20 protein-coding genes and 3 pseudogenes are annotated in these 20096 nt (G+C 65.9%); 16 read left to right on the forward strand and 7 right to left on the reverse strand.

The window, feature by feature from the left end:
• Positions 1 to 40: 40 nt before the first annotated feature.
• Positions 41 to 1006 (reverse strand): EamA family transporter, encoded by a 966-nt coding sequence (locus tag HTA01S_RS13195; RefSeq protein ID WP_068172214.1) that lies wholly within the window; start codon positions 1004 to 1006, stop codon positions 41 to 43.
• 70 nt (positions 1007 to 1076) lie between these two features.
• Here HTA01S_RS13195 and HTA01S_RS13200 point away from each other — a divergent pair, with 70 nt between their 5' ends.
• Together HTA01S_RS13200 and HTA01S_RS13205 are read left to right on the forward strand one after the other, a co-directional pair.
• Complete coding sequence (locus HTA01S_RS13200) at positions 1077 to 1541, forward strand: Lrp/AsnC family transcriptional regulator (protein WP_174545192.1); 465 nt, start codon at positions 1077 to 1079, stop codon at positions 1539 to 1541.
• A 52-nt stretch (positions 1542 to 1593) separates the two neighbouring features.
• Positions 1594 to 1875: a hypothetical protein gene (locus tag HTA01S_RS13205; RefSeq protein WP_157572094.1), complete on the forward strand. Its 282-nt coding sequence runs from the start codon at positions 1594 to 1596 to the stop codon at positions 1873 to 1875.
• Positions 1876 to 2021: 146 nt separating this feature from the next.
• Here HTA01S_RS13205 and HTA01S_RS13210 read toward each other — a convergent pair whose 3' ends face one another.
• Positions 2022 to 3470 carry an 8-oxoguanine deaminase gene (locus HTA01S_RS13210; RefSeq protein ID WP_084236092.1) on the reverse strand — a complete coding sequence of 483 codons (1449 nt, stop codon included), beginning with the start codon at positions 3468 to 3470 and terminating at the stop codon, positions 2022 to 2024.
• An 84-nt stretch (positions 3471 to 3554) separates the two neighbouring features.
• Between HTA01S_RS13210 and HTA01S_RS13215 the strand changes: the two genes are divergently transcribed.
• The 5 genes from HTA01S_RS13215 to HTA01S_RS13235 all read left to right on the forward strand — a co-directional run bounded on the left by HTA01S_RS13215 (position 3555) and on the right by HTA01S_RS13235 (position 9492).
• Entirely contained in the window at positions 3555 to 4865 is a 1311-nt protein-coding gene (locus tag HTA01S_RS13215) for a glycerate kinase type-2 family protein (RefSeq protein ID WP_068172222.1), read from the forward strand.
• A 279-nt stretch (positions 4866 to 5144) separates the two neighbouring features.
• Positions 5145 to 5834, forward strand: coding sequence for a DUF3348 family protein (locus HTA01S_RS13220; protein ID WP_068172225.1), 690 nt, complete (start codon positions 5145 to 5147; stop codon positions 5832 to 5834).
• Between the two features lie 64 nt (positions 5835 to 5898).
• Positions 5899 to 8349: a DUF802 domain-containing protein gene (locus HTA01S_RS13225; protein ID WP_068172228.1), complete on the forward strand. Its 2451-nt coding sequence runs from the start codon at positions 5899 to 5901 to the stop codon at positions 8347 to 8349.
• Positions 8350 to 8413: 64 nt separating this feature from the next.
• On the forward strand, positions 8414 to 9112 hold the full coding sequence (locus HTA01S_RS13230) for an OmpA family protein (protein ID WP_068172231.1): 699 nt from the start codon (positions 8414 to 8416) through the stop codon (positions 9110 to 9112).
• A complete protein-coding gene (locus HTA01S_RS13235) occupies positions 9109 to 9492 on the forward strand; it encodes a DUF2894 domain-containing protein (RefSeq protein WP_084236094.1) in 384 nt (127 codons plus the stop codon). Before HTA01S_RS13230 ends, HTA01S_RS13235 begins: the two co-directional genes overlap by 4 nt.
• A 107-nt stretch (positions 9493 to 9599) precedes the next feature.
• Here HTA01S_RS13235 and HTA01S_RS26175 read toward each other — a convergent pair.
• Both HTA01S_RS26175 and HTA01S_RS13240 read right to left on the reverse strand, forming a co-directional pair.
• Positions 9600 to 9701 (reverse strand): annotated as a pseudogene (locus HTA01S_RS26175) (alpha/beta hydrolase); the annotation flags it as partial.
• Between the two features lie 27 nt (positions 9702 to 9728).
• Positions 9729 to 10121 (reverse strand): nuclear transport factor 2 family protein, encoded by a 393-nt coding sequence (locus HTA01S_RS13240; protein ID WP_068172237.1) that lies wholly within the window; start codon positions 10119 to 10121, stop codon positions 9729 to 9731.
• Positions 10122 to 10424: 303 nt separating this feature from the next.
• Between HTA01S_RS13240 and HTA01S_RS13245 the strand changes: the two genes are divergently transcribed.
• The 9 genes and pseudogenes from HTA01S_RS13245 to HTA01S_RS25265 all read left to right on the forward strand — a co-directional run bounded on the left by HTA01S_RS13245 (position 10425) and on the right by HTA01S_RS25265 (position 18530).
• Positions 10425 to 11534 carry an Acg family FMN-binding oxidoreductase gene (locus HTA01S_RS13245; RefSeq protein WP_245638082.1) on the forward strand — a complete coding sequence of 370 codons (1110 nt, stop codon included), beginning with the start codon at positions 10425 to 10427 and terminating at the stop codon, positions 11532 to 11534.
• Positions 11535 to 11554: 20 nt separating this feature from the next.
• Positions 11555 to 12418: a DUF6920 family protein gene (locus HTA01S_RS13250; protein ID WP_068172242.1), complete on the forward strand. Its 864-nt coding sequence runs from the start codon at positions 11555 to 11557 to the stop codon at positions 12416 to 12418.
• Between the two features lie 15 nt (positions 12419 to 12433).
• A pseudogene (locus HTA01S_RS26265) lies at positions 12434 to 12553 on the forward strand (hypothetical protein); the annotation flags it as partial.
• Between the two features lie 30 nt (positions 12554 to 12583).
• A pseudogene (locus tag HTA01S_RS26000) lies at positions 12584 to 12943 on the forward strand (DUF1428 domain-containing protein); the annotation flags it as partial.
• Entirely contained in the window at positions 12935 to 13324 is a 390-nt protein-coding gene (locus tag HTA01S_RS25765; protein ID WP_279338509.1) for a DUF1428 domain-containing protein, read from the forward strand. The pseudogene HTA01S_RS26000 and the gene HTA01S_RS25765, both read left to right, overlap by 9 nt.
• Position 13325: 1 nt before the next feature.
• Entirely contained in the window at positions 13326 to 14099 is a 774-nt protein-coding gene (locus HTA01S_RS13260; RefSeq protein WP_068172246.1) for a VOC family protein, read from the forward strand.
• A 72-nt stretch (positions 14100 to 14171) separates the two neighbouring features.
• Positions 14172 to 15299, forward strand: a complete 1128-nt coding sequence (locus tag HTA01S_RS13265; RefSeq protein WP_068172249.1) for a Fic family protein — start codon at positions 14172 to 14174, stop codon at positions 15297 to 15299.
• Between the two features lie 94 nt (positions 15300 to 15393).
• Positions 15394 to 16257, forward strand: coding sequence for a hypothetical protein (locus tag HTA01S_RS25260; protein ID WP_157572096.1), 864 nt, complete (start codon positions 15394 to 15396; stop codon positions 16255 to 16257).
• Between the two features lie 2 nt (positions 16258 to 16259).
• Positions 16260 to 18530, forward strand: coding sequence for a UvrD-helicase domain-containing protein (locus tag HTA01S_RS25265; protein WP_157572097.1), 2271 nt, complete (start codon positions 16260 to 16262; stop codon positions 18528 to 18530).
• Between the two features lie 78 nt (positions 18531 to 18608).
• Here HTA01S_RS25265 and HTA01S_RS13275 read toward each other — a convergent pair whose 3' ends face one another.
• From HTA01S_RS13275 to HTA01S_RS13285, 3 genes are read right to left on the reverse strand one after another with little or no spacing between them, the layout of a single operon-like run.
• A complete protein-coding gene (locus HTA01S_RS13275) occupies positions 18609 to 19247 on the reverse strand; it encodes a glutathione S-transferase (RefSeq protein ID WP_068172254.1) in 639 nt (212 codons plus the stop codon).
• A complete protein-coding gene (locus tag HTA01S_RS13280; protein WP_068172257.1) occupies positions 19244 to 19750 on the reverse strand; it encodes a type II toxin-antitoxin system YhaV family toxin in 507 nt (168 codons plus the stop codon). Before HTA01S_RS13280 ends, HTA01S_RS13275 begins: the two co-directional genes overlap by 4 nt.
• Complete coding sequence (locus HTA01S_RS13285; protein ID WP_068172261.1) at positions 19747 to 20076, reverse strand: type II toxin-antitoxin system PrlF family antitoxin; 330 nt, start codon at positions 20074 to 20076, stop codon at positions 19747 to 19749. The genes HTA01S_RS13280 and HTA01S_RS13285 overlap by 4 nt, the downstream gene beginning before the upstream one ends.
• Positions 20077 to 20096: the final 20 nt, after the last annotated feature.

Raw genomic sequence — 20096 nt, forward strand, 5'->3', positions numbered from 1 at the left:
ATCGGGGTACGCAGAACCTGCCTGCGGTGTCAGCCGGCGCTCAAGCCTTCGCCGAAGAGCGGGGCGCCTTGAAGGCACCGCGCAACGCCCCCACCCAGGCCAGCGCCTCGCGCCCGTACAGGATCAGCGCCAGCGCCGCCAGGATCAGCGGCATCGCCACGAACACCCAGCCGGTGAGCTGTTCGCCCCCGAGCAGCACGCCCACACACAGGGCCACCACCGGGTTGACGAACGAGTAGCTGCCGGCCAGCGCGGCCGAGCTGTTTTTCAGCAGCCACAGGTAGGCGTTGAGCGTGACCAGGGTGCCCATCACCACCAGGTAGAGCCATGCCGCGCCCGATGCGGCCGTGACCTGGCTCCACTGGAACTGCTGCGCGCCCGGCTCCCACAGCGCCGCCACCCCCAGGCCCAGCAGGCCGCCCAGCAGCCACTGCGCGCCCGAGGCCATGGCGGGCGCGGGCAGGGCCATCTTGCGCGAGGCGTAGGAGCCCAGGCTCCAGGCCAGCGGCGCACCGAAGGCGCACAGCGTGCCCAGCAAGGTGGCGGAAAAGTCGCCTTCCAGCGCCAGCACCAGCGCGCCCGTGGCGCCCAGCACCAGGCCGATCCAGCTGGTCAGCGGCACCGGCTCGCCGCCCCAGCGGGTCCACAGCGCGAGCCACATGGGCATGGTGGTCACCACCGTGGCCATCAGCCCCGAGCCGATGCCCAGCCGCTGCGCCAGCACCACCAGGGCCATGGCGACGAAGGCCATGAGCGAGCCGATGAGCGCGCTGCCGCGCCATTGCGTCGCCGTGGGCCAGGCCTGGCCCTGCCAGCGCGCATACGCCAGCATCACCACGCCGGCCAGCACGAAACGCGCGCCGTTCATGAGCAGCGGCGGCAGGCTCTGCACCGCCACGCTGATCGCGAAATAGGTGGTGCCCCACACCAGGTAGACAATCAGCAGGGCGCCGGCCAGGCGCATGGTCTGGCCTTCAAGCCCTGGGCTCTTGAGAATGGCTGGCATTTTGTGGCTCCTGGAAGATAATTTCCGGTGAAAATCGCAGGAGCCAGATTTTGAACAGAATTGGGTCGGTATGCAAGCAAATATTCAGCTCGATGACGTGGACTCAAGAATTTTGACGGCCTTGGGCGCGGATAGCCGTCGTTCTTACGCCGACGTGGCCTCCGAGGTGGGCCTGTCCACCGCCGCTGTGCACGAGCGGGTGAAGAAGATGGTGGAGCGTGGGGTGATCGAGCGTTTTTCGTTGCGCGTCGACCCGGAGCGCGTGGGCCTGCGTTTCACCGCCTTCGTGGCCGTGCGCAACGACGGCGGCATCCACTGCCGCGAGGTGGCGCCGCTGCTGCGCGAGATGCCCGAGGTGCTGGAGCTGCACAGCGTGGCGGGCGAATACGACTTTCTGGCCAAGATCCGCACCACCCATGCCCGCGCGTTGGAAGAGGTGCTCTACAAGATCAAGGCCATCCCCGGCGTGGCGCGCACCACCAGCACCGTGGTGCTGAACACCGAGTTCGAAGACCGGCCGCTGCGCCTGCCATGAACCGCGTTGAAACGCTGGAGCGCGCCGGTCCGGGCGCGTGGGGGCGGTCACCGTGTTGAGCTTCCTGGCGCGCCGCTGGCGGGGCGAGGTGCCGGTGCTCACGCTGTTCTGGCGCGACACGCTGCTGGTGGGCAGCATCGTCAATGTGCTGGCCACCTTCGTGGCGCTGGCGATCGTCTCGCAGGACGGCCCGGCTGGCCTGGCCGCCGCCCTGCATTTCCTGCCCTTGCCCTACAACCTGTTCCTGGTGGCCGCGCTCTGGCGTGCGCCCGAGCGCAGTCCCGCGCTGCGCTGGGCTTCGTGTGTGTGGCTGTTCGTGGCGACCCTGGTGTAGGAAAGGCCCCCCCCGCAGCGCTGCGCGCTACCCCCCAGGGGGCGACACCAGCCGTCCGGCAAAGCCGGCCCGGCGGTGTCCTGGGCTGCATCGTTTCATGCGTTGCGGGTCGCGCTCCGTGTGGCAGAGCAGCCGAAAATATCTTTTCAACGCGCCGCTTCGACCAGTGCCAGCGCGAGCCGGTTGTGGCGCTCCACCAGCGGCCCCAGGTCCACGGTGGTGAGCTGGCCTTCGCGCACCACCACCCGGCCGTTCACCACGGTGTAGGCCGCCTGCGGGCTGGCGCAGAGCAGCAGGCTGGCCACGGGGTCGTGCACGGCGCCGCCGGCGAAGCCCAGCGTGCGCAGGTCGAACAGCGCGAAGTCGGCGCACATGCCCACCGCGAGGTGGCCGATGTCCTGGCGCCCCAGTACCTGCGCACCGCCGCGCGTGGCGATGTGCAGCGCGTCGCGCGCGGTCATCTCGGCCGGGCCGAGGTCGCAGCCGAAGAAGGTTTGGCCATTGCGGGTTTCGGGCGGCATCAATGCTCGGCCCACGCGGGCCAGCAGCAGCGCCTGGCGCGCTTCGTTCACCATGTGCGCGCCGTCGTTGCTGGCGCTGCCGTCCACGCCCAGGCCCACGGGAACGCCCGCGTTCAGCATGCGGCGCACCGGCGCGATGCCGGAGGCGAGTCGCATGTTGCTGCAGGGGCAATGCGCCGCGCCGGTGCGGCTCGCGGCAAAGAGCGAAATGCCTTCGTCGTCCAGCTTCACGCAGTGCGCGTGCCATACGTCGTCACCCAGCCAGCCCAGCGCCTGCGCGTACTGCGCGGGCGTCTTGTTGAATTTTTCGCGGCTGTAGGCGATGTCGTGGTCGTTTTCGGCCAGGTGGGTGTGCAGGCGCACGCCCTGGCCCTGGAAGCTGCGCGCGAGCAGGGCGCTTTGGCGCATCAGATCGGGGCTCACCGAAAACGGCGAACACGGTGCCAGCGCCACCTGCAGCATGGCGCCGTGCGCGGCGCTGTGCCAGGTCTCGATCAGGCGCTGGCTGTCTTTCAGGATCGCGTCTTCGCGCTCCACCATGCTGTCCGGCGGCAGGCCGCCCGCGCTCTGGCCCACGCTCATGCTGCCGCGCGTGGCGAGGAAGCGCATGCCGATCTGCTGCGCCGCCTCGATGCTGTCTTCCAGTCGCACCCCGTTCGGGTAGATATACAGGTGGTCGCTGCTGGTGGTGCAGCCGCTCAGCAGCAGCTCGGCCATCGCAACCTGGGTGGACACCCGCACCATCTCGGGCGTGAGCCCGGCCCAGATCGGGTACAGCCCGCGCAGCCAGCCGAACAGCTCGGCGTCCTGCACGCCGGGAACCGCTCGTGTGAGCGACTGGAACATGTGGTGGTGTGTGTTCACCAGTCCGGGCGTGACGAGGTGGCCTCGTGCGTCGATGGTGTCAGCCGCCTCTTCGCGCAATGCAGGTGGCAGCGCGGCGGCGGGGCCGATCCATTCGATGCGGTTGTCGCGCACGAAGAGCGAGGCGTCCGCCAGCTCGCGGCCCTTGGCCGGGTCGGTGTGGTCGAAGCAGGCGATGCAGGTGGCGTGGTGGATCAGCAGGCTGGACATGGCGGGCGCGTGGGGAGTGTGGCGACAATGGCGGGCAGACGCCCATTCTCAACCCAGTCCTGTCAACCCAGCCCGGCCCCACCCATGAAGCACAGCACCCAGAACCCCCGCGCCCTGCTGCGCCACCTGTACCACGTGGCGGTGCAGCGCGCCCTGCCGTTGCACAACACCGCCGCCCACCTGCCGCCGCCTCCAAAAGGCAGGACGTTGGTGCTCGGCGCGGGCAAGGCCGGTGGCGCGATGGCGCAGGCGGTGGAGGCGCTGTGGCCGGCCGATGCGCCGCTCTCGGGCCTGGTCGTCACGCGCTACCACCACACGCCGCCGCGCCCCGACGGCCTGCCGCCGCGCATCGAGGTGGTCGAAGCCTCGCACCCCGTGCCCGACGCCGCCGGTCTTGATGCCGCGCAGCGCATCCTGCAGCTGACCGAGGGTCTGACCAAAGACGACCTCGTGTTGTGTCTCATCTCCGGCGGTGGCTCGGCCCTGCTCACGCTGCCCTGCGAGGGCCTCACGCTGGAAGACAAGCAGCGCATCAACCGCCAGCTGCTGGACAGCGGCGCGCACATCGGCGAGATGAACACCGTGCGCAAGCACCTCTCGGCCATCAAGGGCGGGCGTCTCGCCGCGGCCTGCGCGCCAGCGAGTGTGGTCACGCTCACCATCAGCGACGTGCCGGGCGACGACGTGAGCGTGATCGCCAGCGGCCCCACCGTGGCCGATGCGTCCACCTGCGCCGAAGCGCTCGACATCCTGCGCCGCTACGGCATCGAGGTGCCGCCCGCCGTGCGCGCGCAGCTGGAGAGCGGCGTGCTCGAAACGCCCAAGCCCGGTGATGCGCGGCTGGCCGGCATTCAAACCCACCTGATCGCCACGCCCCAACAAAGCCTGGACGCCGCCGCCGACGCGGCCCGCGCCCTGGGCCTGAACGTGGTCGTGCTCAGCGACGAGATCGAAGGCGAGTCGCGCGAAGTCGGCAAGGTGCACGCCGCGCTGGCGCGCTCCACGGCGCTCGGCCGCAGCAGCTTCGCCAAGCCCTGCGTCATCCTCAGCGGCGGCGAAACGACGGTGACGGTGCGCCCTCGCGCCGAAGGCCAGAAGAAAGGCCGCGGCGGCCGGGCCGGCGAGTTCTGCCTGGGCCTGGCCCAGGCGCTGGGCGGGCAGGGCGGTGTGTGGGCGCTCGCCGCCGACACAGACGGCATCGACGGCGTGGAAGACAACGCCGGCGCCCTCGTCACGCCCGACACCCTGGCCCGCGCCGCCGCGCTGGGCCTGAAGATCACCGACCACCTGGCCCGCAACGACGCCTACGGCTATTTCGGGCCGCTGGGCGATCTGGTCATCACCGGCCCCACCCACACCAACGTGAACGATTTCCGGGCCGTGCTGGTGCTGTGACAGCGGGCCGGACCGGCGGTTACAAACCCGCCGGCCGAATGGTTTCTAATGACGGCCTGCCGCCCCGGGCCGCCTCCAGAGGACGAACCCCGTGGCGGCACCGCGTGCCCAGGCACGCAAAAAACCCCACTGACCTGCGCCGATGGCCCGACAGGGCCGGCGCCAGGGGGCTGCCGCAGGCGGCCCGGGCCGTGTCAGTGCCGGTGCAGGCCCCGTGGCCCGCACCCCAACCCATGTCGTGATGTGAATGGCGCCCCTGGGGGCGCGAAGGAATTTTTTTTGCGCAGCAACCTCCACCGTTCCACCCTGGTGCGCCAGCTTGAGGGCTGCCTGCCCACGGGAGCGGCTGCGCCCGGCGACGTGGCGCGGCAGGACGTGGCCGAGCGCCTGGGACAGTGGCTCAACGTGGCCGATGCCATCAGTCTGAGTTCGGCGCACGCCACCATCGCCGCCGCCGGCCGGCAGGCCGCCCGCGTTTCCGGCCAGCCGGCCACCGCCGCCGCCACGCTGCAGGCCGAGCTGGAGCGCGTGCGCGCCGTGCTCAGCCAGTCCATCAGCACGCGCGACGCCAAGCACAAGCCCGACCCGGACGACCTCGACACCGAGTTCGCCCTCTGCCTGCAGCGTTACCAGGACCAGCAGCGCCGTCTGGAAATGAGCGTGGACGCGCTGCGCGGCCACGTGCGCCAGACGCTCGCCCAAGGCTCGCCCCGCCTGGCCCAGCTCGCCGCGCTCGACGCCGTGCTGGACGACATGCTCGGTGGGCGCGAGCAGCGCCTGCTGAACAACGTGCCCGCCTTACTGAAGGCGCGGTTCACGGCGCTGCGCCAGGCCGCCGCCGCGTCCGACACCCCGCGTGACTTGCACTGGCTGCAGGGCTTCAACACCGAGCTGGAGCAGACCCTGCTCGCCGAACTCGACCACCGCCTGCAACCGGTCGTCGGAATGATCGAGGCCGTGGACTCATGAATCCCCCGCCCAAAGCGCCAGGCCAACGCCCCACACCGAATTTGAGCCTTTGAAAACACAAGCCATGTCTTCTTCCTCCTTTTCCAGCCGCGCCCTGCTCGTCGGCGCCTTCCTGCTCGGCCTGTTCGCCATCGCCTGGGTGGGCGTGGGCTTCATCGGCACCGCCAGCTGGCTCGCCCTGGGCATGACGGTGGCCATCGCCGCCGCCTACCTGGTGGGCGCACTCGAAATCCAGCGCTTCCGCAGCGCCAGCGGCGGCCTGGCCGATGCGCTGGCCCACATCCCACAGCCGCTGAGCAGCCTCGCCGACTGGCTCGCCCGCGTACCCGCGCCGCTGCAGAACGCCGTGCGCCAGCGCGTGGAAAGCGGGCGCGGCGCGCTGCCGGGCCTGGCGCTCACGCCCTACCTCATCGGCCTGCTGGTCATGCTCGGCATGCTGGGCACCTTCCTGGGCATGGTGGTCACTTTCAAGGGCGCCGTGTTCGCGCTCGAAGGCTCGGCCGATCTGGGCGCCATCCGCGGCGCGCTCGCCGCGCCCATCAAAGGCCTGGGCATTTCCTTCGGCACCTCGGTGGCCGGTGTGGCCAGCTCGGCCATGCTGGGCCTCATGTCCGCCATCGCCCGCCGCGAGCGTTTGGATGTGGCCCGCCAGCTGGAGCAACACACCGCCGGCGCGCTGCGCCCCTTCACCGCCACCCAGCGCAGCGACGACACCTTCGCCGCCCTGCAGCGCCAGGCCGACGCGCTGCCCCAGGTGGTCACGCAGCTACAGGCGCTGATGGAGAAGGTGGAGCGCCGCCATGCGCAGCTGGACGAACAGCTCACCGCGCGCCAGGACCAGTTCCACCGCGAAGCCGCCGCTGCGTACACGGGCCTGGGCCAGTCGGTGGCGCAGGCGTTGAACGAGAGCCTCACCACCAGCGCGCGCGTGGCTGGCGAGAGCATCCAGCCCGTGGTGGAAAACGCCATGGCCGCGATCGCGCAGGAGTCCACCCGCCTGCACGAGCGCGTGAGCGCGGCCGTGCAGACGCAGCTGACCGGTCTGTCCACCCAGTTCGCCGCCACCACCGGCAGCGTGGCCGAGGGCTGGCAGTCCGCGCTGCAGAACCACGCACGCACCAGCGAGCAGCTCGTCAGCGGCCTGGGCAATGCCTTGGAACAGTTCAACGCCAGCTTCGAAGCCCGCGCCGCCCAGCTGCTGGCCAACGTGCAGCAGGCCACGGCGCAACAACACAGCGAGCAGGCCCAGGCCGAAGCGCAGAAGCTGGCGGTGTGGACCACCGCGCTGCAAGGCATGGCCAGCGGCCTGCAAGCCGAGTGGCAGCAGGTGGGCGCGCAGAACCTCGCGCAGCAGCAGGCCGTGTGCCAGACGCTGGAGCACACCGCCAGTGCCCTGCAACAGAGCGCCAGCGAACAGGCCACACGCAGCATGGAAAGCGTCGCCCGCCTGCTCGACAAGAGCGAAGCCCTGGTGCAAGCCCGCACCGAAGCCGAAGCGCAGTGGGCGCAGCAGCACGGCCAGCGCATGGACGAGCTGGCCGCCCTCTGGCGCAGCGAACTCAGCGCCCTGCGCGCGGAGGAAAGCACGCACCTGCAAGCCCTGCGCAGCGAAGAAGCCGCGCGCGGCCAGGCCGCGGTGGAGCGTCTCGCCAGCCTGCAAACCGAGCTGGCCACACAGCTGCAAGCTCTGCGCGCCGACGAAGCGAGCCGCCAGCGGGCCACCGCCGAACAAGCCGTCGCGCTGCACACCGTCATCAGCACCGAGTTGCAAGCGCTGCGCACCGAAGAAGCCACCCACCTGCAGACCCTGCGGAGCGAAGAGGCCGCGCGTGGCCAGGCCGCCGTGCAGCGTCTGGGCGAGCTGCAGGCCGCCGTCACCGAACACCTTGCCACGCTCGGCACTTCGCTCGAAGCGCCCATGTCGCGCCTGTTGGAAACGGCGTCCGAGGCGCCCAAGGCCGCGGCCGAAGTCATTGGCCAGCTGCGCGGCGAAATGAGTCGCCTCACCGAGCGCGACAACCTGGCCCTGCAGGAGCGCACCGAGCTGGTGGCGCACATCAGCAGCCTGCTGCAGAACGTGCAGCAGACCACCGGCGAGCAGCGCGCCGCCATCGAATCGCTGGTCGCTTCCGCCACCACCGTGCTCAACCAGACCGGCGCGCAGTTCGCGCAGACCCTGGGCGCGCAGGCGGGCCGGGCCGACGAGCAGACCGCGCAACTCGCCACCAGCGCCGCCGAGCTCGCCGCCCTCGGCCAGGCCTTTCAGCAGGGCGTGGCGCTGTTCAGCAGCACCAATGAAAAGCTGGTGGACGGTCTGCAGCGCGTCGAAGGCGCCATCGGCCAGCACATGGCGCGCAGCGACGAACAGCTCGCCTACTACGTCGCGCAGGCGCGCGAGGTGATCGACCTCAGCATCAGCGCGCAGCAAGGCATCGTGGAAGACATGCGCAGCCTGCGCGCGGCCAAGCCCGCCACCGCCAAAGCCGCCGCGCCTGCGGTGCAGGGGGTCGCCTGATGAGCGCCGCACGGCCGTTCCGAAGGCGCTCAGCCCCGCAGTGCGCAGCACGGAGGGTTGTCCGATGAACTTCAGCGTGGACGACACCGCGATCGACGACGGCCTCGGCGAGACCGCGCCCGTCTGGGCCGTGTTCGGCGACCTCATGTCCGGCGTGGTCGGCGCGTTCGTGCTCATCCTCATCGGCGTGCTGCTGGTGCAGGTGGACCTGGTCAACAGCCTGCAGTCCGAGATCGCCAAGCGCCAGCAGGAAGAAGCCCGCCGCATGGCGCTGGAAAAAGCGCTCGCCATTCCGCTGCAGAGCGGCCGCGTCACGCTCAACAACGGCCGCATCGGCATCAGCGGCAGCGTGCTGTTCGACTTCAACTCCGACGAGCTGCGCCCCGAAGGCCAGCAACTGCTCAAGAGCCTGGTGCCGCCGCTGGAGGTGTACCTCGGCGAGCGCGACGAGGTGCTCATGGTGAGCGGCTTCACCGACGACAAGCCCATCGTCAAAGGCCCCCACCAGCGCTTTGAAGACAACCTGGAGCTCTCGGCCCAGCGCGCGCTCACCGTGACGCGCACGCTCGTCAAGGAAGGCATGCCGCGCCAGCGCGTGTTCAGCGCCGCCTTCGGCGCCGAACAACCCGTGGCCAGCAACGCCGATGAGGCAGGCCGCGCCCTGAACAGGCGCGTGGAAATGGCCCCCGTGCCCCGCGCCGCGCCCGCGCCCAGCACGGCCGCGCCGGCACAGTCTGCAACGGCCACCACCGCCAGGCCATGAGCACCCAACCCTCACCCTTGGCGGCCCTCAACGCCCACATCGCCCAAGCCAGCCAGGCCGCGGCGGGCGGGCAAAGACCCAGCGCAGGCCAGTGGCCCGAACTGCGCAGCGCCCAGCGCTTCCGCGAAACCTGGGAGCGCCTGGGCGCCGAAGCCGCCGTGGTGCAGGCCACGCAGCGCGCGCCCGAAAACGCCGGCCCGCTCAACTCCCACATGCTCGTGCTGCGCACCCTCGGCCTCATGCGCGAGCTGTCGCCGCACTACCTGCGGCGCTTCCTCTCGCACACCGAAACCCTGCTCTGGCTGGAGCAGGCGCAGGTGCAGCTCAAGGCACCGGCGGGCAAGGGCAAGGCGGTGAAGGTGGGGCGGCAGAAGAGTTGACCGCTGGCAACACAGTGATCAGTGGCGATTGGCCAAGAGGCGCCGTTCACGACCGACCACGCTGGAGAAGCGGAATGCAGGCAAATGCACCGCGTTGATGTGGCCCAGTGCGCCAACTGAAGGCAGGCCAGACTGTGCGCCACCAGCACGACGGGCGGCTCGCTACCGCGCACCGCAGCTTCGAGCGCTGCGACCCATAGGCAGGGCATCGGAAAACGCGCTGCGAAACACTGAAGTCATCGGTTCTTGCGGTAGGAGTTCTTCAGCGCGATCTTGCCGTCTCTGAAGGTGAAGAGATCACAACCATGGACTTCGACTTGAGTGCCGTCTGCCCGCGTTCCCGTGAATGTCCACTCGGACACGCCCCTGTCCCCATGGACAAAATGGCGTGCGTTTCCCCAGTGAGCATCGGGGAAGGTCGCCCAGACTTCGGCGAAGCCAGCCCGCACCGCCTCACGGCCCGCGTACCGGGTGCCACAGATGTCCGGGCCTGCGGAGGCCTCGAAGAGACAGTCATCGCACATGTACGACATGAGGGCATCGATATCGTGGCGATTCCAAGCATCGGCAAAGGCTTGCAGAACCTCGGTGGTGACCTCTCCAATCACGTTCATGTTCACGTTTGGCATGACTTGAACCCCTTTCCGTGTGCCCGCTGGCAATTATGCTTCTGACACCCAGCGTTTGACGGAATACGAAGGGACTCCCACTTCCGGGCGACGGCATCGAAGTGCCAGGATTGGTTTTGGAAGTCAATCTGAAACCCATGCCGGAAGGAGCAGTCCCATGACTCCGCCCAGCAGCGTGGAGCCGTCGCTCTCGGGTCCGCTTGATTTGAATCAACGGACTTGGGCCGTGCAGCCCAAAAAATGGCGTGCGGGCTGACCCAGAAGGTCTGGGCGAAGCAGACGACATGCTTGGGGGAAACGATGATGAACAAGCTGACACGCAGGGCGTTGCTGGCGACCACACCAGGGGTTCTCGGGGGCGCTGCCACGTTCGGAGCAAGTCCGTCGGCCTGGGCCTCGGAGAGTTACGAAGCGGCGACGGCGCGCATCTGGCGCGCGGGGCCTTTGCAGGGCCTGTCGGGCGTCGCGCTGAGCCAGGAGCTGGTGCGCTACGCGACCCTGGCGCCGTCGAGCCACAACACGCAGTGCTGGAAGTTCGCGCTGGACGGACGGAGCGTCACCATCCTGCCCGACCTTTCACGCAGGTGCCCTGTGGTGGACCCGGACGACCACCATCTCTACGTCTCGCTGGGCTGTGCCGCCGAGAACCTGGTGCAGGCGGGGCTGGCGCTGGGCCTGGCCAGCGAGGTCCATTTCGATGCGGCGCGCGACGCGGTGGTCGTCAACCTGTCACCCACGCCCGCCGTCGTCACGTCGTTGTTCAAGGCGATACCCGAACGCCAGTGCACGCGTGGCGAATACGACGGCAAACCCCTGAGCGCCCAGGACCTGGGCCTGCTCGAACGCGCCGGCAGCAACGACGGGGTGCGCCTGCTCCTGCTCACCGAGCGGGCCGCCATTGGCAGGGTGCTGGATTTCGTCGTGCAGGGCAACACCGCGCAACTGAACGACAAGGCCTTCGTCAAGGAACTGAAGTCCTGGATCCGCTTCAGTGCCTCGGACGCGGTGGCGCGGGGCGACGGGCTGTTCGGCAAGTCGTCGGGCAGCCCCACGCTGCCGTCCTGGCTGGGCAATCTGCTGTTCGACTTCGTGGTCACGGCCAAGTCGGAAAACGAGAAATACACCCGGCAGTTGCACAGCTCGGCTGGCGTCGCGGTGTTCGTGGCCGCCAAGGAAGACAAAGCCCATTGGGTGGAGGTGGGCCGGGCCTATGAGCGCTTCGCGCTGCAGGGCACCGTCATGGGTGTGCGCAACGCACACGTCAACATGCCGGTCGAACTCGCGGCGTTGCGTCCCCGGTTCGCGAACGCCATCGGCCCGGGCCACCAGCGGCCGGACCTGGTGGTCCGGTTCGGACGCGGACCAACCCTGCCGCCCTCGCTGCGCCGCCCGGTGCAGGCTGTGCTGGTGTGAGTGCTGCGCCGGGAAGACGGATGAAGATCGCACTGGCCACCATCTTGGTCGTTGCCCTGGCATTCGCCGCGCTCACCGCATGGGGCGCGTGGAAATGGCGTGGCTTGACCCAGTCTCTGGTGGACCGGCTGGAGGCCAGCCGTGTGGCGCCGAGCCCTGCGCGCTTCGATGCGCAAGAGCTCGCGGGGTTGCCACCGGTGGTGCAGCGCTACTTCCGGGTGACGATGCCCGACGGCGCGCCCATCGTCGCCGCGGTCACGGTGGAACACACCGGCACCTTCAACCTGGGCGAGACCGTCGACAACTGGACGCCGTTCAGCTCCTACCAGCGTGTGGTGACGCGGCGGCCGGGCTTCGTGTGGGACGGCCGCATGAACCTGTTGCCGGGGCTGGGCGTGCGGGTGCACGACGCCTATGTCGCGGGCGAAGGCGTTCTGCACCCCACCGTTCTCGGCCTGTTCACGTTGATGGAGCTGCGGGGCACCGGGGCGGTGGCGGAAGGCGAGTTCATGCGCTTCTTTGCCGAAGCGGCGTGGTACCCCACCGCCTTGCTGCCGAGCCAGGGTGTGCGCTGGGAAGCGGTGGACGAGCGATCGGCCCGAGCCACGATGACCGACGGCGGGCTGTCGCTCACGCTGACGTTCACCTTCGACGCACAAGGGCTGATGGAGTCGGTGCGTGCCGATGCGCGCGGGCGCACAGAGAGCGGCAAGATCGTCATGCGGCCATGGGAAGGCCGCTGGTCGAACCACCAGTGGCGCGAAGGCATGCGCGTCCCCCTGTCGGGTGAAGTGGCCTGGCTGCTGCCGCCCGAAGAGGGTGGGCGCAAGCCCTATTGGCGTGGAACGATCCGCTCACTGAGCTACGAGTGGGCGCCCTATTGATCCGGCCCGCACAACGCCCACATGCTCGTGCGGCGCACCTTCGGCCTCATGCGCGAGCTCTCGGCGCACCACCTGCGGCGCTTTCTCGTTGGTGTGGTAGCGCACAGTTCTGCATCCGGGGGCGAGAGAAACTGAGCGCCGCTCAACCCCAACCGGAGAACCACCATGTCTTACATCGACGGCTTCGTGATCGCGGTCCCGACCGGGAACCAGCAGCAGTTCATGGCCCACGCCAAGCAGGTTGACAGCGCTTTCATCGACCACGGCGCGACGCGGGTGGTCGAGTGCTGGGGGGCCGATGTGCCCAAAGGCAAGACCACCGACTTCCAGGGCGCGGTGGCGGCGCAGGACGACGAGACGGTGGCGTTCTCGTGGATTGAATGGCCCGACAAGGCCACACGCGACGGCGTGATGGGCCGGATGGAAGAACTGGGCAAGACCGACAAGCGCTTCGACCCGGCGAAGAACCCGATGCCTTTCGACGGCAAGCGGATGATCTACGGCGGCTTCGAGCCGATCGTCGAACAAGGCCGCGAGGCCGCCGACAGCTACGTCCAGGGCTTCGTCATCCCGGTACCCGCGGGCAAACGCGAGGACTACCGCAAGATGGCCGAAGAGGCCTGGGCGATGTTCAAGGACTACGGTGCGCTGCGGGTGGTCGAAGCCTGGGGCGACGATGTGCCCGACGGCAAGCTCACCGACTTTCGCCGCGCCGTGAAGGCCGAGCCGGGCGAGACGATCGTGTTCTCTTTCATGGAATGGCCCTCACGCGAAGTCTGCGGCGCCGCGCAGGACAAGATGATGAAAGACGAACGCATGAAGCCACCCGAGGGTACGGACTGGCCGTTCGACCCCCAGCGGATGATTTTTGGCGGTTTCAACCGCGTCGTGACACTGGAGAAGTGACATGGGCAACCCCAAGGGCGATTTCATCTGGTACGAGTTGCTGACCACCGACGCCGACGCCGCACAGCGCTTCTATGGTGCTGTCGTCGGCTGGAAGGCGAGCGACAGCGGCCAGCCGGGCATGGACTACCGCATCCTCGACGCCGGTGACGGCCAGGCGGGCGGCCTGATGCAGATCAACGAACAGATGCCCGGCGCCAAACCGGTCTGGCTCGGCTACGTCGCGGTGCCCGACGTCGACGCCGCAGTCACCGACTGGACCGCAGCCGGTGGCAGCGTGCAGATGCCCATGATGGACATCCCGAACGTGGGGCGCATGGCCATGCTCGCCGATCCGGACGGCGTGCCGCTGTACGTGATGCGCGGCGCAAGCGATGAGGTCAGCACGGCCTTTCGCGTCGCCGATGCGCGCCATGTGCGCTGGAACGAAGTCGCCGTGAAGGACGACAAGGCATCCCTCGCGTTCTACCAGGCGCGCTTCGGCTGGACGGTGGTCGACACCATGCCGATGGGCGAGCTGGGCGACTACCACCTGCTGGCCGCCAACGGCGTGCGCATGGGCGCATTGATGCGCAGCCCGGCCGGTAAGGAACCGCGCTGGCTCTACTACTTCGGGGTAGACGACATCGATGCGGCGGTGGAGCAGATCAAGGCCGGCGGAGGCCAGGTGCTCAACGGCCCCGACCAGATTCCCGGTGGCGAATACAGCCTCCAGGCGCGCGACCCGCAAGGCGCTGCCTTCGGCCTCGCCGGCCCGCGGATTGCGTCGCGGTGAGTTGACGCGCGGCGGCGATTGTGCGCCATATTCACCGCACATAAAGCGGTGAATATGGCGCACAATCGCCGCATGTTCCCCGAAAAACCCCAACCCCGCCGCACGTACATCTGGCAGCGCCCCGACTGGCCGCAGTGGCGGTTTGACGCCGCAGCGCTGGCCGCGCCGCTGGCCCAGGTACACCGTGCCCAGGGTCATCTGGCGGGCCGCATGGCCGAGCTCGGGTTGGCCCAGCGCGACCAGGCCACGCTGCAAGCCCTGACGCAAGAAGTCATCACCACCAGCGCCATCGAGGGCGAGGCGCTCAACCTCGACGCCGTGCGCTCCTCCATCGCCCGCCGGCTGGGCGTGGACATTGGCGCGCTGGCCCCCGCCGACCGCCATGTGGACGGCGTGGTGGACATGGTGCTCGACGCCACCCAGCACCACGCCCAGCCGCTCACAGCCGAGCGCCTGTTTGGCTGGCACGCGGCCCTGTTCCCCACCGGCTTCAGCGGCCGCGTCCGCATACAGGTGGGCGCATGGCGCAACGACGCAGCCGGCCCCATGCAAGTGGTGTCCGGCCCCGTGGGCAGAGAGAAGGTGCATTACCAGGCCCCGCCCGCCGCCGCGCTGTCCGCAGAGACCGCCACCTTCCTGCAATGGTTCAACGCCGCCCCGGCAGGCGACGCCCTCATCCACGCCGGGCTGGCCCACCTGTGGCTCGTCACCCTGCACCCGTTCGACGACGGCAACGGCCGCATCAGCCGCGCCGTGGGCGACATGGCCCTGGCCCGCGCGGAAGGGTCAGCCCAACGCTTCTTCAGCCTCAGCGCCCAGCTGCAGCGCGAGCGAAAACAGTATTACGACCAGCTCGAAACCACCCAGCGCGGCACGCTGGACGTCACGCCCTGGCTCAGCTGGTTTCTGGCCTGCCTGCTGCGCGCCGTGCAGGGCGCCGACGGCTTGCTGGCGGGCGTGCTGGACAAGGCCCAGTTCTGGCAGCGCTGGGCGGGCACGCCCATGAACCCGCGGCAAACCCTGGTGTTGAACCATGTGCTGGACGGCATGGAAGGCAAGCTCACCAACGCGAAGTGGACCGCGCTGGGTAAATGCTCGGCCGACACCGCTTTGCGCGACATCAACGACCTGCTGGCACGGGGCGTGCTGCGCAGGCTGGAGGGTGGGGGGCGGAGCACGGGGTATGTTTTGGTCAGATAGGCCAGATGGCGGCGGCATTCACATGCCGATGTGCGATCTTTTCATGGGCATACATCGAGTAAGCTCAAATGCGTGATTGGGAGGTCATAGGTACATGCAAACAGAAACCGATACTGAGTGGTTTGTCCCTGATACGTCAGTGGAGGTACGCCAAGGTGATCTGCTGGTGGCAAGGTCACTGCAAACGGGCAAGGTCGAGGAGATCTGCCTCGTTATTACAGCCGACTGTGACATCAGCAAAGGCAAGTTTGGTCGTCAACTCGCCTGCCTTAGAGTGCTGCCGATTGATCGGTATGTTCGGACGAACTGGGCAACAAAAAAGCTAGACAAGCTGAAATTGAGTGAACGCATCAAGTTGCGTGGCCAAGTTGCAAAATGGCATACGCAGTTTTTGGGCTCGGAGAGTTCAATTACTGCGGATGCCGCTACGGACTGGGTGATGCGCGAGGAACCTGAGGCAATTTGTGAAGCCTTGCAGGTTCCTGAGAAGGAGCGCAAAAAATTCAATGCTGCATTGAGCGCCTTTCGAGGTGCAATTGATGCTTTGGATGCGAACGCATCACGCGACAAGCTTGCTCAATTCGTCGCCTATAGAGCTGCTGTTCTCCGACGTGATATAGAGCAGAGTCGACAGGAAGTGTTGGCAGACGCGCAGAAGGAGTCTGAGGCCTTGCCCGAGGATGCCTTCCTACTTACGAGCCTTCCTCAAGTCTCGGAGGATGGTGCTGTAGTTCTGCTCCGAGAGATTGTTGGTATTCCGTATGAGGCAGTTTGCTATCGCGTGACGGACGCAGAGGCTGAGACTTCACTGCTACGCGTAGGGCGGCTGCATCCCACATTTAAATATGCAGTCTCGCAGGCGTTCGGGGCTTTGTACTCAAAGATCGGACTTCCCCCTACGTACGAAAAACGCTGTAAAGATGTCACTATGAGCTTGACGAGCATTACTTTGGAATAAGCATGAAAAGCATCACGATTGACCAAAAGTCGATGTCTGCCGCTGCCGCGGGCCAGATAGATTTAGACAGTGTTTGTGACGCGCTGAAATTGCCGGTGTCAGATGATCAGATGAAGTGCGTCGAGGTTGGCGAGCATGGTTTCATTTTGTCGCGTTCGTTTCAACCTACTGACGCACTATTGACGATTAGTCTTGCTGCGGAGGGCCCGTTGACATGCCTGTCTACGCAGGGGCGCCAAGAGGCGCTCGGACGAGTCATGCGATGTGCAACGATGCTCGTGAACGGAAGAACTAGGTCGATACCAGTCACATGGCGTGCCTATCACTCGAAGAACAGATTATCTTTCCAGGCTGACCGCTACCTCCGAACTTCGAATGGCGGTCGCACCGAGGTAGGTCGAGTCATTTTGGAGCTTACCCATGGTGGTGGACAGCGCGTCTTTGCGTTCCACCTTGATAGGACTGGTACCCGTGATCTATCCGCGTTTCAGCCTCCGCTTGAGTTGCAAAATGCAGCACTCGAAAATCTGGGGACGGCTCTATCGGTTGTTGTACCGCCGGCAACACCTGACAGCATTGGTCGTGCAGTTGCGCTCGATGCGTCGTTGCCGATGAAGGCGAAGGGTCAACTGACTGTCGATGATTGGTACCGAACGCGACTTACTGCCCCGCAGCGTCGGTTCGTAGAGCACCCGCACGATGGCAGTATTCGACTTATCGGGCCTGCAGGTACAGGTAAAACCGTTGCACTCGTTGTTAAGTGCTTGCGTGACTTGAAGCGGGCAGCGGCCAAAAATGAGATCAAGCGTTTCTTGTTTCTGACGCATGCCTCGGCCACAGCAGAAGCCATCGAAAATCTTGTCATTGAGATGGAGCCGGAAGCCGGTCTAGAGTTTCTCTCTTCGGAGCGTCCAAGCTTGGTGGTCTCGACGTTGTACTCCCTAGCGAATCGTCAGATGCGATATGACCTCGACGAACTTACGCCAGTTTCGCTTGATGGTCATGAAGGGCGCCTATTTCAGGCCGACGTGTTGAATGATGTCATTGAGGAGTACAAGCGTGGCGACTGGGTTGCCTACAAGTCGGGATGTTCACAACCGTTTGTAGCCTATATGGCCGCTGAGCGAGACTCTATGGAGCGGCGCTTCTTCCTATGGGAGATGTTGAATGAATTCGCCTGCGTTTTGGATGCGGAGGGGATTCGAGGTGGAAATGCGCGACGTGAGCAGTATCTTTCGGAGAGGCGAAAAGGCTGGATGATGTTTCTTCAGACCAAGGAGGAGCGAGAGGTAACATTGGCGCTGTATGACAGATTCCGACTAATGCTTCGAGAGATGAAAGCGATTGGTGGAGATCAAATGGTGACGGATTTCCTAAATCACCTCGACAGTTTCCGATGGGAGGCGACTCGGGAGACAGAAGGGTTTGATGCAGTTTTTGTGGATGAGTTACACCTTTTTAATCGGCAGGAGCGAATGATTTTTAGGCATTTGCTTAGATCGCCGACACAGAACCCGGCAGTCTTTATGGCGTATGACGCAAAGCAGTCCCCGCGGGATACCTTTCTGAAACTTCCCAGTGCCGAGACCAAGCAGCTTGATTTTTGGAGGGATGCCAAACTCGGAAAAGTGGAAAAGATTGAACTGGTCGAGGTCTTCAGGTACACGCCACAGATTGCCCAAACTCTTGCTCGAATTGATGAGTCTTTTCCCGGGCAAGATCTCGACGAAGAGTGGCCTAAGTACAGTGGCGTTTCCAAGATTGAAGATGGACAGATCCCAACAGTCTGTACGACAAGATCCACGGTTGCAACTTACACGCTGGTATTTCAACGTGCTCGCTTGTTGCAGCGCGAGCTTGGAAAGGATGGACGAGTCGCAGTGCTATGTGCAAGCAATGAGCTCTTCAAACGTTATCTTGATTTTTCTGAACTTAGAGATTCATTTGTTGCCATTACCTCCCGCGACGAAGCATCTAGCATTTCTCACAGTACGCGCAAGTTCTTGTTCAGTATGCCCGAGTTCGTTGCAGGCCTTCAGTTCGACACGGTCCTTTTGATTGATGTGAATCAGGGAGAAGTACCTGATGGCCCATATTCCGCCGCGGCCCTCAGGAAGTTTGTATCGCAGGTTTATCTTGGTGCAAGCAGGGCAGAACGCCGACTTGAGTTCTATGCCGCTACGGAGCACGGCGGCATTGCTGCATTGCTGTCTCGCGCTGTTCATGAAAAGGCGGTGGAGGTCGTTGGAGAAGCTAGTTTGTCTAAAGGATGATTTAGCCTTGGAGCTTCGGAATAAAAGCCAAATCGCTTTTGGCCGAGTGCAATATCTGACCCGAAATTATCGATGGGTTCAAGGGTGGTGATCCATCTTCCTGTTAGGTAGCTTGGCCATGGTGGACACAAAATGGAGATGCTTCAGCCATTCATCCAGCCACCTCTTCAACGCCAATAACGGCAGCCCTTCAAACCACCCCGGCTCCACCGCCGCGAACTGCCGCACAAACGGAAAGATGGCGATGTCGGCAGCGCAGGGGGCGGGGCCACCCAGTTGGCCGGTGCGTTGCAACTGCGCGTCCAGCGGCTTCAGCAACACTTCCACCGCCTGCTCGCGGTGGTGCGCTCTGGAATCCACGCCATCGAAGCGCTCGGGGTATTTGTACCTATCCAGATGGTGTTTGAACGCGCCATCGCAGACCGCCAGCAGCTCCAGGTTCACCGGATTTTGTGCACGCGCCCACCAGCCTTCGGTGTCGCCGGTTTCAACAAAGGCCCAGCGCATGATGTCCAGGCTCTGCTCCAGCACCTGCCCGTCTGGCAGCCGCAGCACGGGCACCGTGCCCTTGGGTGACAGGGCCAGCATCTGCTTGGGTTTGTCGCGCAAACTGATCTCGAACGTATCAAACGCCACGCGCGCGTGCAGCAGGGCCATCCGTGCGCGCATGGCGTAGGGACAGCGCCGGTAGGAGTAGAGCAGCGGGGCGGGTGTCATGGCGGGACGACCTGTGACGCGCTCAACAACTCCGCCCAGTCCCCCGGCGGATGCCCGCTCGCCAGCATCCTGGCGAACACGCGGTAGGCGTCGGTGTGGCTCTCGTAGGCGCGCTTGCTGTCTTCGTCGTTGACCCAGACGTAGACGATGGTCTGGCTGGGTGCGTGGAAGCGGAAGAACAGCCGGTATTGCTGAAAGAACTTGGCGCGGAACCAGTGTTTGTTGCCGTCGCCGAGGGTGTTGCCCTGGCGGTATTCGGACCGGGTGGGGTCTTGCGGAATGACTTCAAACGCGAGCTGCCGGATGGCGGCGAGGCGTTTGGTGGCGTTCTTCTTCTGGTAGCCCTTGGGGTCCTTGCGCTGGAGTTCGGCGACCTGGGCTGTGAGCGCGTTGAGCTGCTGCAGGAAAAGAGGGTGGGCAAACAGCGTCCAGCCGTTGACGACGAGGGGCGCGCCGGCGGGTGGGGTGCCTGGCGCATCGGCCCGTTTGCGGGCCGCGCTCATTCATCGTCGGCCGAGAGCGGCGCGTCCAGGTCCACCACCATGCCCTGGGTGAGCGCTTGCACGCGCTGGAGCAGGCTGGCGTCGAGCGCTTGCAGGTGCTCGGGGTGCTGGGCGATGTCTTGTGCAAGGAAGTGCAGGAACGGCTCAAGTGCGGGGTCGCCTTCGGCCTCAGGCTGGGCACGGGTGAGAACGACTTCGCCGTCGCTGCGGATGACGTAGCTGATCTTGTCGCGCTTGGTCAGGCCCAGCGCCTTGCGCACGGGCTCGGGCACGGTGGTCTGGTAGCGGTCGGTGAGGGTGGATTCGGCGGCGATCAGGGCGGGCATGGGGTGCTCCGACGGTGGGA

Origin of the sequence: Hydrogenophaga taeniospiralis CCUG 15921 (assembly GCF_001592305.1) — a bacterium.
In the GTDB taxonomy this organism is placed as follows: Bacteria; Pseudomonadota; Gammaproteobacteria; order Burkholderiales; family Burkholderiaceae_C; genus Hydrogenophaga; species Hydrogenophaga taeniospiralis.

What these genes read in the sequence shown, in the direction of transcription:
- HTA01S_RS13195 (WP_068172214.1), bottom strand. Translation starts at nt 1,006, where the DNA reads ATGCCAGCCATTCTCAAGAGCCCAGGGCTTGAAGGCCAGACCATGCGC.
- HTA01S_RS13200 (WP_174545192.1), top strand. Translation starts at nt 1,077, where the DNA reads ATGCAAGCAAATATTCAGCTCGATGACGTGGACTCAAGAATTTTGACG.
- HTA01S_RS13210 (WP_084236092.1), bottom strand. Translation starts at nt 3,470, where the DNA reads ATGTCCAGCCTGCTGATCCACCACGCCACCTGCATCGCCTGCTTCGAC.
- HTA01S_RS13215 (WP_068172222.1), top strand. Translation starts at nt 3,555, where the DNA reads ATGAAGCACAGCACCCAGAACCCCCGCGCCCTGCTGCGCCACCTGTAC.
- HTA01S_RS13225 (WP_068172228.1), top strand. Translation starts at nt 5,899, where the DNA reads ATGTCTTCTTCCTCCTTTTCCAGCCGCGCCCTGCTCGTCGGCGCCTTC.
- HTA01S_RS13230 (WP_068172231.1), top strand. Translation starts at nt 8,414, where the DNA reads ATGAACTTCAGCGTGGACGACACCGCGATCGACGACGGCCTCGGCGAG.
- HTA01S_RS13235 (WP_084236094.1), top strand. Translation starts at nt 9,109, where the DNA reads ATGAGCACCCAACCCTCACCCTTGGCGGCCCTCAACGCCCACATCGCC.
- HTA01S_RS13240 (WP_068172237.1), bottom strand. Translation starts at nt 10,121, where the DNA reads ATGCCAAACGTGAACATGAACGTGATTGGAGAGGTCACCACCGAGGTT.
- HTA01S_RS13245 (WP_245638082.1), top strand. Translation starts at nt 10,425, where the DNA reads ATGAACAAGCTGACACGCAGGGCGTTGCTGGCGACCACACCAGGGGTT.
- HTA01S_RS13250 (WP_068172242.1), top strand. Translation starts at nt 11,555, where the DNA reads ATGAAGATCGCACTGGCCACCATCTTGGTCGTTGCCCTGGCATTCGCC.
- HTA01S_RS13260 (WP_068172246.1), top strand. Translation starts at nt 13,326, where the DNA reads ATGGGCAACCCCAAGGGCGATTTCATCTGGTACGAGTTGCTGACCACC.
- HTA01S_RS13265 (WP_068172249.1), top strand. Translation starts at nt 14,172, where the DNA reads ATGTTCCCCGAAAAACCCCAACCCCGCCGCACGTACATCTGGCAGCGC.
- HTA01S_RS25260 (WP_157572096.1), top strand. Translation starts at nt 15,394, where the DNA reads ATGCAAACAGAAACCGATACTGAGTGGTTTGTCCCTGATACGTCAGTG.
- HTA01S_RS25265 (WP_157572097.1), top strand. Translation starts at nt 16,260, where the DNA reads ATGAAAAGCATCACGATTGACCAAAAGTCGATGTCTGCCGCTGCCGCG.
- HTA01S_RS13275 (WP_068172254.1), bottom strand. Translation starts at nt 19,247, where the DNA reads ATGACACCCGCCCCGCTGCTCTACTCCTACCGGCGCTGTCCCTACGCC.
- HTA01S_RS13280 (WP_068172257.1), bottom strand. Translation starts at nt 19,750, where the DNA reads ATGAGCGCGGCCCGCAAACGGGCCGATGCGCCAGGCACCCCACCCGCC.
- HTA01S_RS13285 (WP_068172261.1), bottom strand. Translation starts at nt 20,076, where the DNA reads ATGCCCGCCCTGATCGCCGCCGAATCCACCCTCACCGACCGCTACCAG.